Genomic DNA, 10,267 nt, shown 5'->3' with positions numbered 1-10,267 from the left:
TCGATCATCATCCCTGCCATCCCAGTCGTGGATTCAGACACGGCCGTCTCCTTCAGATCAGGCCAGACCCCACACACCGTTATTCAGACAGTCCCCTGTGCTCAGCACGGACTATCTTTCCTAGGACTCGCAGGGCCACTCTCAGGGGCTGTCACCGGGTCCGTGTCCACCTAGGCTGAAGTGCAGCGGTTTGAAACGTCACACGTCGGTCCAGGAAGAGAGCTCATCATGAAGATTGCCGTAACGGGTGGAAGTGGAAAGCTGGGCAGGAGCGTGGTCCGCCGGCTGAGGCAGGATGGCCACACTGTCTTCAACCTGGACCAGGTGGGTCAGCGCAGCCAAGGCTTCGTCGCCGTGGACCTCCGGAACTACGGACAAGTAGCCGACGTCATCCACGGATTGGACGACCGGCACAACGGACTCGACGCCGTGGTGCACCTGGCGGCCATCCCGGCGCCTGGCCTGGCGCCGGATGCAGCCACGTTCGAGAACAATATGCTGTCCACCTACAACGTCTTCCAAGCCGCACGCCGGGCGGGGATCAAGAAGCTCGTCTACGCCTCAAGCGAGACCGTGCTCGGTCTGCCGTTCGATACACCGCCGCCCTACATCCCCGTGGACGAGGAGTACCCGGCGCGTCCTGAGAGCACGTATTCCCTCGTGAAGCACCTCGAGGAACAAATGGCCATCCAGCTGACCCGCTGGGACCCCGATGTGAGCATCACGGCACTGCGCTTTTCCAACGTCATGGATCCAGAGGACTACGAGGCCTTCCCCTCCTTCGACCAGGACGCCAACCTCCGGAAGTGGAACCTCTGGGGCTACATTGACGCCCGCGACGGCGCGCAGGCCGTTGCCCGGGCCTTGGAGACCGCCGCTCCGGGCTTCGAAGCGTTCATCATCGCGGCCGCGGACACGGCGATGAGCCGAAGCAGCGCCGAACTTGCCGCCGAAGTGTTCCCCGGCGTCGACGTGGTCAAGGAACTGGGACGGCACGAAACCATGCTGTCCATCGACAAGGCGCGGCGGCACCTGGGGTTCGAGCCCGAGCACAGTTGGCGGGACGTGCATTCCAACCGAACCACTCCCACGGAAGACTGAATTCGCCGGGACAGCAGAACGCGCCGGCCCACCCCTTCGCCGCGGTTTCCTGCGGGTACTCGTCAAGGGGCGGGGCGGCGCAGCCTTCGGCTAGACCATGGTCATGACCATGGCCGGGTCCGTGAGGATGGCGCCAAGATCTGACAGGAACCGGGACCCCTGCTCACCGTCCACCAGGCGGTGGTCGAAGGACAGGCTGAGGGACATGACCTGACGGACCGCCAGTTCGTCGTCGACCACCCACGGAGCTTTCCTGACCGCACCCAAGGCCACTATTGCCGCTTCTCCGGGATTCAGGATGGGTGTGCCCGCGTCGATCCCGAAAACACCGATGTTGGTGATGGAGATGGTGCCACCGGAGAGCCCGGCGGGCGTCGTCTTTCCGGCACGGGCGGTAGCCGTCAGCTCCGAGATTTCCGTGGCGAGCCCGTGAAGTGAAAGCCCGTGCGCATCCTTGATGTTGGGCACGGTCAGCCCCCTGGGCGTCGCCGCGGCGATGCCCAGGTTGACGTAGTTGAACTGGACAATCTCCTGCCGCTCCTCATCCCAGCGGGAGTTCAGCGTGGGGTTGTTCCGCAGCGCGATCAACACAGCCTTGGCCGCGATGGTGAGCGGCGTCAGCTTTACGCCCTCGAAAGCCTTGCTGCCTTTGAGCCGTGCCAGCAGATCCATGGTGGCCGTGACGTCAACGGTGAGGAACTCTGTGACATGCGGTGCGGTGAAAGCGCTCTGGACCATGGCCGCTGCGGTGAATTTACGAACGCCTTTGATGGGAGTTCGCGTCTCGCGTTCACCCTCCGACGCAGAAGGCGCGGCGTCCGTCGCCGTGTCGTCGTGCCTGGCGCCTGAGAACGACTGGACGTCTTCGCGCGTGATCAAGCCGCCGGGTCCAGTACCGCTGACGTTCGCCAAGTCGATCCCGAGATCCCGGGCCAGCTTGCGGACCGGCGGAGTGGAGCGCGGCCGCTCCCCTGTTCCGCTGTCGGCGGCCGTTTCATGCTCGACGGCGGGAGGCGCGGCGGCGGGAGGCACCGCAGCGAGTGCCACTGCGTCCGTGCGGACCGTCCCACGGGCTCGTCGCACGGGTCGTCCGGAATGCTCGACGACGGCGCCGTACCCCACCAGGTTCGGCTCACGTTTGGCGGGGGTTGCCGGAGCTTCATCAGTTTGACTGGCGGCACCGCCGTTGGGGGCGGCACCGTTGGAGGAACCGGCGCTTTCGGAAGAACGGGCATCTTCCACTTCGAAGGAGACAATCGGCTTGCCGACCTCCACCACCGTTCCTGGCTGCTCATGCAGCGCTGCCACGACGCCCGCGAACGGCGAAGGCAGTTCAACCACGGCCTTGGCCGTTTCCACCTCGGCGATGACCTGGTTCAGCGCCACGGTGTCGCCCACGGCGACCTTCCAGCTGAGGATTTCCGACTCAGTCAGTCCTTCGCCAAGGTCCGGCAGCCTGAATTCCTTGATCATGGTGGCGGTCATCCTTCCAGTCCACTCAGCGCGTTGGGGCGCCCCAACGCGCGGTCCACGCCATCAAGGATCCGGTCCAGGTCCGGCAGGTGGTGCATCTCCACCTTCGAGTACGGGTACGGAACATCGAAGCCGGTGATCCGGACCGGCGCGGCCTCGAGGTAGTTGAAGCAGCGTTCGGTGATGCTCGCGGCAATCTCCGCGCCGAGTCCGCCGGACTGCCCGGCTTCATGCGTAATGACCAGGCGGCCTGTCTTGCGGACTGAGGCTTCCACCACCGGGTAATCCACGGGAGCCAAGGACCGCAGGTCGATGACTTCCACGGAAGTTCCTTCATCGGCCGCAGCCTGCGCAGCGTCCTTGGCAGTCTTCACCAGCGGTCCGTAGGCAACCAGGGTGACGTCCGTACCGGCGTTGACCACCGCGGCCTTGTCCAGGGGCACCGCCGTGGACAGGTCCAGGCCCTCGTCCACATCACCCTTGTCGTGGTAACGGCGCTTGGGCTCGAAATACAGCACGGGATCATCGGAAGCAATGGCCTGCTGGATCATGGTGTAGGCGTCCTGCGGGTTGGACACTGCCACCACGCGCAGCCCGGAAGTATGCGTGAAGTAGGCCTCCGGCGATTCCGAGTGGTGCTCCGGCGAACCTATCCCGCCGCCGAACGGAACACGGATGGTAATGGGCATTTTCACCCGGCCCTGCGTCCGGTAATGCATTTTGGCCACTTGGCTGACGATCTGGTCGAAGGCCGGGTAGATAAAGCCGTCGAACTGGATCTCGCAGACCGGGCGGTAGCCGCGGTAGGCCAAACCGACGGCCGTGCCGATAATGCCCGACTCAGCCAGCGGGGAATCGATCACGCGGTGCTTGCCGAAGTCTTTCTGCAGGCCATCGGTGACGCGGAAGACGCCGCCGAGGGTGCCGATGTCCTCACCAATGAGCACCACTTTGGGATCGTTCTCGAGGGATCTGCGGAGGCCTGCGTTGATGGCCCGGGCGAAAGTGAGCTTGGACATCAGAGGGCACCTTCCTCGACTGTTTCGTTGAAGCTTTTCAAGTAGCGCGAATAGTGGTCCTTCTGCCGTTCAATCCACGGGTTCGGGGTGCTGTAGACGTGGTTGAAGACGTCCAGGGGTTCCGGGTCCGGCATGGTGGTGCAGCTGGAGCGGAGTTCTGCACCCACGGCATCGGCCTTGGCCTTGACCTGGGCTTCAAGTTCGCCGGTGAGCAGTCCCTTGGCCTCCAGCAGTTTCCGCAGACGCAGGATGGGATCCTTCGCCGCCCAGTCTTCAAGCTCATTGGCATCCCGGTAGCGGGTGGGATCATCGGCCGTCGTGTGGGGGCCCATCCGGTACGTCACGGCCTCGATGAACGTCGGTCCGCCGCCTTTGCGCGCCCGGTCCAGCGCAATGCGGGTTGCAGCCATGACCGCCAGGACGTCATTGCCATCTACGCGCATGCTGGGAATGCCGAATCCGGTAGGCCGGTCCGCCAGCTGGATGTGGGACTGGAGCCGGACGGGCTCCGAGATGGCCCAGTGGTTGTTCTGGCAGAAGAACACCACGGGCGCCTGGAAGCTGGCGGCAAAGACCATGGCCTCGTTCACGTCGCCCTCGCTGGTTGCTCCATCTCCGAAGTAGGCAAGGACCGCAGTGCTGGCACCGTCAAGCTGGACGCCCATGGCGTAACCGGTGGCGTGCAGGCTTTGCGAACCGATGATGATCTGCGGGGTGGCCATGTTGATGCGCTGCGGATCCCAGCTGTACAAGGCATTGCCACGCCAGACTTTGGCGATTTCGGAGAGATGGGCGCCGCGGATGTAGGCCACTCCGCTCTCCCGGTAGCTGGGGAAGACAAAATCGTCGTCGCGCAGGGAACGGCTGGAGCCGATCTGTGCGGCCTCCTGTCCCAGGAGCGGCGGCCACAGGGCCAGTTCGCCCTGGCGCTGGAGTGCGGTTGCCTCAGTGTCGATGCGCCGGATGACGGTCATGTCCTCGTAAAGGGCACAGAGTTGCTCGTCGCCGATGTCCTTGATCCACAGATCGAACTCCGGATGGCTGATCCGCTCACCGTCGGGCGATATCAACTGCAGCAGATTGCCGCCAGTCCGCAGTGGATGATGTGCACTTTGTTCCGGGTCCGGAGTGGCTTGGTCCACTCCCTTTCCCGCCTTATCCGTCAACACAGGTGATCGCGACCTTCCGGCTCGTGTTCGTCGGCCCTTGCCGGACTTGTGATCCAGCCGCAGACCGGCCCCCTGGCACCTTCGCCCCGGGTTATTTGTGACCCTACTCACAACAGGCATCGGGTACAACTACCCACGCCGTCACTGAGCATCCTGCACTGTTTGGAGCGTGCCACCCGTGCTAATCTTGCGCATTATGCAACCCTTGGATGGCACTGACACCCGGCTGCTTTCAGCGATGGCCAAGGATCCCCGAGGGACCGTAGTGGCATTGGCGCAGAGGCTAGGGCTTTCCCGGAATACCGTCCAGGCGCGCATGGCCCAGTTGGAAAAGAAGCACGCCTTCCTGTCCTTCGAGCGACGCATCAATCCCGTGGCCCTGGGTTATCCGCTGACGGCGTTCATCAGCGTCCATGTCCAACAGCAAAAGCTCGCCAGCCTGGCACGGCAACTGGCCGACATTCCCGAAATCCTGGAGGGGCACGGCTTGACCGGATCCGCGGACCTGCTCCTGCGCGTCGTTGCCCTGGACGCCGAGGACCTCTACCGGATCAACGGCAAGATCCTGGCCTGCGACGGAGTTGAGCGGACGGACACCGCCTTGGCCATGCGCGAAATGATTCCGTACCGCGTGCAGCCGCTTCTGGGCAGGCGTTCCGAGGCCTGAGCCACACCAGGGTCCTCTTGCCCGGGAACGCAAGCATGCTGTTTGATTCAGAGGGACGCGTGGGGCCGCCCAAAGGTCCCGAACAGGTGGTGGCGCGGCCGCAGGCTGCTGAAAGGGGCACCGTAGTGAGCAACCCGCAAGAACCGAACGGGCGCGAGGACATCCCGCGCAATCCCAACCAACCCGGGCAATATCCACCGCCACCCGTGCCACCGGCACCCGGCAACGGCCCGCAGGCGGGCGACCCCAACCAGGCTGGACAGCCACAGTACCCCGTAAAGCCCGCAGCGCCGCCGCAGTGGCAACAGCCGCCGTCGTACGCCGGTTCCCCAGCCGGCAACCCTCCCTACGGCGGACCCCAAAACACCAACCCTGGTACCCAGAACCCCTATCCACAAGGCCAGTACGCGCCGGGACAGTACCCGCCCAACCAATACCCCTATGGCCAGCAGCCCACGCAACCGGCAAGAAAGCGGAAGGTCCTGTGGATTGTGCTCGGCATTGTTGCGGGCGTGATCGTCCTGGCCGTGGTGGGCGTGCTGGTGCTGGTGAACCTGGTGGGCAACGCAACGTCGAAGGCACGCTCGCTGGCGGATGAGTTCACCAACCTGGTGGTCGCAGGAGATACGGAGCGGGCCTACGACGACTACCTGCAGCAGGAGCTCAAGGACCAGCTGGACAAAGAGTCGTTTGTTGATGGCATCGCGGGCCTGGAACTGGACAGTTCCTGCAAGCCCAATTACAGCTCCGTCAACGTCAACAACACCAACGGCAAGAACACGGCGGACATCTCGGGCACGCTGCAATGCGATGGCAAGAGCATCGACCTCCGGTACGTCTTCGAGGGCACCAACGACCTCAAGATGAGCAGCATCCGGCTCCGCCCCTAGCCCACCGTCACAAAAAATTTACGAAGAACCACCCATCCACCCGGGCGCATGGTCCGAACAACCCGTGAAAGCTCCACCCGGAGCTTCGCGACAAAGCCGGGAACAACCGGCTACCACCGAAAGGTTCGGACCATGCGTACTTCGCCCAATCGCTTGATCGCCACCATCTTCGGAGCCGTTTACCTCCTGGTAGGCGTGCTCGGTTTCTTCGTCACATCAGGAACCGGGTTCTTTGCCACCGAAGGTGCAACCCTGATCATCTTCGCCGTGAACCCCCTCCACAACGTGATCCACCTGGCCATCGGAGCCGCCCTGCTCTACGCAGGACTCAACAGCGTTACGTTGTCCAAAACCGTTAACACCACCGTGGGCGGCGTCTATCTCCTGGTCGGCATCCTGGGCCTGTTCCTCGTGGGCAGTTCCCTGAACATCATCGCCCTGAACGGCGCAGACAACGTGCTGCACCTGGCCAGCGCCGTGGTCCTCCTTGGCGTAGCGCTCTCCCAGGACAAGGTCACCGCCGCCTCGGCCCGCGCCTGATCCACGTGATGCATCCCCACACCACCCGCCAGGACCAGGAACGCGAGGAAACCAGCATGGCAGGACAGGACCATCCGACGCTCAAGGCCGCAACGCTGCTGTTCGTCTACTTCGCGGCCATGGCTGCCGGAATGGTTGACCTGTCCCTGTCTGCCGGCTATCTCGCCTCCTCCGGGGCCGGTCCCCTGATCGGAGGCGTTGCCGCCCTGATGGCCGGACTGGCGTTCCTGGCGTGGTCGTTGTGGGGGTTGCACCGCAACTCGCTCGTCTTTCCACAGCTGGTCTTCCCAGCCCTGGTTGCAGCGGCAGCCATCCACGTCGTCGTGCTGGCAGCGGGCCTCTTGGCTCCCTCCCGCTCCCTGGACATCAGCCACCTGGCGGCCTTGGGGGTAACCCTCATGGCACTGGCCGGCGCGGGCTGGCTGCGGCGGCACCCCAAGACCAACGGCGGCGGCACCCACGGCCAGCCAAGGACCGGGCGGCTTCTGGCAGCCGCGTTCGGAGCCGCCGTCGTTGTTGCCTCAGTAGCGACTCCGGGACTGGCCGCCTCGATGGCCGGCCAGCACGCCGTCCCCCACGGAGAACACGGCCAGGCTCCGACGGAGGGCGTGAACCCGACGGTCAACCCAGGCCACCACCACTAGGGTGGGAAGGCCCGAGGAGGCTCACCATCAGCCGTGCCCTGTTGATGGTGAGCCTCCTTCGTGGAGGATAGAGCCATGGATCCCGTTGAGGCGCTCGATGAAATCTCCTTCTGGCTGGAACGCAGCCTGGCTCCCACTTTCAAAGTCCAGGCCTTCCGAAAAGCCGCCGACGTCGTGCGGCACCTTCCGCCCGGTGAGTTGCCCCGGTTGGTGGCGGCCAACCGGCTGACGAGCCTCAAAGGCGTAGGCAACCGCAGCGCCGAGGTGATCGGCCAGGCCCTGGAGGGTGGTGTTCCCGATTATCTGGAGGACCTCCGGGAGCGCGGCGCCCAGCCGCTCGCGGCCACCGGCCACCACCTCGCATCCTCCCTCCGCGGCGACCTGCACAGCCATAGCAATTGGTCGGACGGTGGATCACCGATAGAAACCATGGTGGCGGCTGCCCGTACCCTTGGCCGGGAGTATCAGGCCCTCACGGACCACTCCCCCAACCTGACCATCGCCAACGGCCTTAGTGCCGAGCGGCTCGATGAACAATTGGGAATCGTGGACGGCATCAACGCAGGCCAGGACGGCTTCCGACTCCTCAAGGGCATCGAAGTGGACATCCTGGAAGACGGCACCCTGGACCAGACACCGGAAATGCTGGACCGGCTGGACGTGGTGGTTGCCAGCGTCCATTCCAAGCTGCGCTCCGATCACCAGACGATGACCAGAAGAATGCTCGGCGGCATTTCGGATCCGCACACCAACGTCCTGGGACACTGCACCGGCAGGCTGGTCCAAGGCTCGCGGGGCACCCGGCCGGAGTCCGAGTTCGACGCGGAGAAAGTGTTCAAGGAATGCGCGGAGTGGGGCGTGGCTGTGGAGATCAACTCACGGCCGGAGCGGCAGGACCCGCCCGAGCGGCTCATCAAGATGGCCCTCGACGCCGGCTGCCTCTTCAGCATTGACAGCGACGCCCACGCCCCGGGCCAACTGGATTTCCTCCAGTACGGCGCTGAGCGCGCGGAAGCCGCGGGCGTCCCCCCGGAGCGCATCGTCACTACCTGGCCGCTGCAGCAGTTGCAGAAATGGCTGGCCCTGAAAAAGTAGGCCACGCGAAAGAGCCCCCGCCGCCGGCACAGCGGCAGGGGCTCCCGTTCGTGGACGGCTTAGTGGTTTACCGCCTTCTCGGCGCCGACGCCGGTCAGCGAGCGCACTTCCATTTCGGCCTGCTTGGCCGCATCCTCCTTGCGCTTGTCCAGCACGGTTCCCAGCCAGCCCAGGAAGAAGGCCAACGGGATGGACACGATGCCCGGGTTGCTCAGCGGGAAGAACGCGAAGTTTGCTCCCTGGATCATGGAGGTTTTGGCACCCGAAACAACGGGTGAGAAAGTGATCAGCAGGATTGCTGCGGCAAGGCCTCCGTACATGCTCCAGACCGCGCCCTGGGTGGTGAACCTCCGCCAGAACAGCGAGTAGATGATGGTTGGCAGGTTGGCTGAAGCGGCGACGGCGAAGGCGAGCGCAACGAGGAACGCAACGTTCTGGCCGTTGGCGAAGATGCCTCCAAGAATGGCCAGGATGCCGATCACCACCACGGTCCGGCGGGCCACCTTGACCTCGGTGGTGGCGTCCGCCTTGCCCTTGGAGATGACATTCGCGTAGATGTCATGGGCGAAGGATGCCGCCGCGGTGATTGTCAGGCCGGCAACCACTGCCAGGATCGTGGCGAAGGCGACGGCGGAAATGAAGCCCAGGAGCAGCGGTCCGCCCAGATGGAAGGCCAGCAACGGAGCTGCCGAGTTGACGCCGCCGGGGGCCGACTTGATGGTTTCGGCCCCTACCAGTGCGGCAGCACCGTAGCCGAGCACCAGGGTGAAGAGGTAGAAGAGTCCGATCAGCCAGATGGACCACACCACGGACTTGCGTGCCTCCTTGGCCGTGGGAACGGTGTAGAAGCGCATCAGGACGTGCGGCAGGGCGGCGGTCCCGAGGACCAGGGCCATGCCCAGGGACATGAAGTCCAGTTTGGACGTCTCGGTCTTGCCGTACTGCAGGCCCGGGTTGAGGACTGCGGGGTTGTTGGCGGTTTCGGCTGCGGAGCCGAGGAGGCTGGAAAGGTTGAACCCGTAGATCGCCAGGACCCAGGCCGTCATGACGGCTGCGCCGGCGATGAGCAGGATGGCTTTGATGATCTGCACCCACGTGGTGCCTTTCATGCCGCCGATCAGGACGTACATGATCATGAGGGCGCCGACGACGATGATCACCAAGGCTTGTCCACCCCAGTCGCTGATGCCCAGGAGGAGCGAAATGAGGCTTCCGGCGCCGGCCATCTGGGCCAGCAGGTAGAAGAAGCAGACGGCGAGGGTGGACAGGGCGGCGGCGATGCGGACCGGGCGTTGCCGCAGGCGGAAGGAAAGGACGTCCGCCATGGTGAACTTGCCGGTGTTCCGGAGCAGTTCGGCCACCAGCAGCAGCGCAACGAGCCACGCCACGAGGAAGCCGATGGAGTAGAGGAAACCGTCGTAGCCATTGATGGCGATGGCGCCGGTAATGCCCAGGAAGGACGCCGCGGACAGGTAGTCGCCGGCGATCGCCGTTCCGTTTTGCGATCCCGTGAAGGACCGTCCTGCTGCGTAGTAGTCGGCAGCGGTCTTGTTGTTCCGGCTCGCCCGGAAGACGATCACCATGGTGACCGCGACGAAGAGGGCAAAGATGCCCATGTTCAGGAGCGTCGAGTCTTTCAGGGCAGAAACCTCCACTGCGGGGACCATGG

General features: G+C 64.3%; 10 protein-coding genes. 6 read left to right on the top strand and 4 right to left on the bottom strand.

The genetic code is table 11. The annotated features are described in order from the left end of the window. The first annotated feature begins 228 nt into the window (after nucleotides 1–228). Nucleotides 229–1,101 carry an NAD-dependent epimerase/dehydratase family protein gene (locus tag ACIQTZ_RS10325; protein WP_402980122.1) on the top strand — a complete coding sequence of 291 codons (873 nt, stop codon included), beginning with the start codon at nucleotides 229–231 and terminating at the stop codon, nucleotides 1,099–1,101. 90 nt (nucleotides 1,102–1,191) lie between these two features. Here the strand turns inward: ACIQTZ_RS10325 and ACIQTZ_RS10320 are convergent, their stop codons facing one another. Genes ACIQTZ_RS10320 through pdhA form a run of 3 tightly spaced genes read right to left on the bottom strand, consistent with a single transcriptional unit; the run spans nucleotide 1,192 to nucleotide 4,762 of the window. Next, entirely contained in the window at nucleotides 1,192–2,586 is a 1,395-nt protein-coding gene (locus ACIQTZ_RS10320; RefSeq protein WP_402980119.1) for a dihydrolipoamide acetyltransferase family protein, read from the bottom strand. Further along, nucleotides 2,583–3,593: an alpha-ketoacid dehydrogenase subunit beta gene (locus tag ACIQTZ_RS10315; RefSeq protein ID WP_402980116.1), complete on the bottom strand. Its 1,011-nt coding sequence runs from the start codon at nucleotides 3,591–3,593 to the stop codon at nucleotides 2,583–2,585. The genes ACIQTZ_RS10320 and ACIQTZ_RS10315 overlap by 4 nt, the downstream gene beginning before the upstream one ends. Further along, the gene (gene pdhA, locus ACIQTZ_RS10310; protein WP_402980113.1) at nucleotides 3,593–4,762 is read right to left on the bottom strand and encodes a pyruvate dehydrogenase (acetyl-transferring) E1 component subunit alpha; all 1,170 of its coding nucleotides are present in this window, start codon (nucleotides 4,760–4,762) and stop codon (nucleotides 3,593–3,595) included. The genes ACIQTZ_RS10315 and pdhA overlap by 1 nt, the downstream gene beginning before the upstream one ends. A gap of 196 nt (nucleotides 4,763–4,958) precedes the next feature. On the opposite strand from pdhA, the gene ACIQTZ_RS10305 reads away from it, so the two are divergent. The 5 genes from ACIQTZ_RS10305 (at nucleotide 4,959) to ACIQTZ_RS10285 (ending at nucleotide 8,598) form a co-directional block, all read left to right on the top strand. Continuing rightward, nucleotides 4,959–5,429 (top strand): Lrp/AsnC family transcriptional regulator, encoded by a 471-nt coding sequence (locus tag ACIQTZ_RS10305; protein ID WP_402980111.1) that lies wholly within the window; start codon nucleotides 4,959–4,961, stop codon nucleotides 5,427–5,429. A 125-nt stretch (nucleotides 5,430–5,554) separates the two neighbouring features. Next, the gene (locus ACIQTZ_RS10300) at nucleotides 5,555–6,319 is read left to right on the top strand and encodes a hypothetical protein (protein ID WP_402980108.1); all 765 of its coding nucleotides are present in this window, start codon (nucleotides 5,555–5,557) and stop codon (nucleotides 6,317–6,319) included. A gap of 132 nt (nucleotides 6,320–6,451) precedes the next feature. Next, nucleotides 6,452–6,859 (top strand): DUF4383 domain-containing protein, encoded by a 408-nt coding sequence (locus ACIQTZ_RS10295; RefSeq protein WP_400331329.1) that lies wholly within the window; start codon nucleotides 6,452–6,454, stop codon nucleotides 6,857–6,859. Between the two features lie 8 nt (nucleotides 6,860–6,867). After that, nucleotides 6,868–7,503: a hypothetical protein gene (locus ACIQTZ_RS10290; protein ID WP_402980106.1), complete on the top strand. Its 636-nt coding sequence runs from the start codon at nucleotides 6,868–6,870 to the stop codon at nucleotides 7,501–7,503. Nucleotides 7,504–7,578: 75 nt separating this feature from the next. Next, the gene (locus ACIQTZ_RS10285; RefSeq protein WP_402980103.1) at nucleotides 7,579–8,598 is read left to right on the top strand and encodes a PHP domain-containing protein; all 1,020 of its coding nucleotides are present in this window, start codon (nucleotides 7,579–7,581) and stop codon (nucleotides 8,596–8,598) included. Between the two features lie 59 nt (nucleotides 8,599–8,657). Here ACIQTZ_RS10285 and ACIQTZ_RS10280 read toward each other — a convergent pair whose 3' ends face one another. Next, nucleotides 8,658–10,265 (bottom strand): cation acetate symporter, encoded by a 1,608-nt coding sequence (locus ACIQTZ_RS10280; protein ID WP_400331644.1) that lies wholly within the window; start codon nucleotides 10,263–10,265, stop codon nucleotides 8,658–8,660. Nucleotides 10,266–10,267 lie beyond the last annotated feature (2 nt).

Origin of the sequence: Paenarthrobacter sp. NPDC090520 (genome assembly GCF_044769205.1) — a bacterium.
Lineage (GTDB): Bacteria > Actinomycetota > Actinomycetes > Actinomycetales > Micrococcaceae > Arthrobacter.
The sequence above is the reverse complement of the archived record's forward strand: the minus strand, read 5'-3'. Positions and strand labels throughout refer to the sequence as shown.

Excerpts from the sequence above, each read along its gene's own strand:
- ACIQTZ_RS10325 (WP_402980122.1), top strand. The coding sequence starts at position 229 with ATGAAGATTGCCGTAACGGGTGGAAGTGGAAAGCTGGGCAGGAGCGTG.
- ACIQTZ_RS10320 (WP_402980119.1), bottom strand. The coding sequence starts at position 2,586 with ATGACCGCCACCATGATCAAGGAATTCAGGCTGCCGGACCTTGGCGAA.
- ACIQTZ_RS10315 (WP_402980116.1), bottom strand. The coding sequence starts at position 3,593 with ATGTCCAAGCTCACTTTCGCCCGGGCCATCAACGCAGGCCTCCGCAGA.
- ACIQTZ_RS10305 (WP_402980111.1), top strand. The coding sequence starts at position 4,959 with ATGCAACCCTTGGATGGCACTGACACCCGGCTGCTTTCAGCGATGGCC.
- ACIQTZ_RS10295 (WP_400331329.1), top strand. The coding sequence starts at position 6,452 with ATGCGTACTTCGCCCAATCGCTTGATCGCCACCATCTTCGGAGCCGTT.
- ACIQTZ_RS10290 (WP_402980106.1), top strand. The coding sequence starts at position 6,868 with ATGCATCCCCACACCACCCGCCAGGACCAGGAACGCGAGGAAACCAGC.
- ACIQTZ_RS10285 (WP_402980103.1), top strand. The coding sequence starts at position 7,579 with ATGGATCCCGTTGAGGCGCTCGATGAAATCTCCTTCTGGCTGGAACGC.
- ACIQTZ_RS10280 (WP_400331644.1), bottom strand. The coding sequence starts at position 10,265 with ATGGTCCCCGCAGTGGAGGTTTCTGCCCTGAAAGACTCGACGCTCCTG.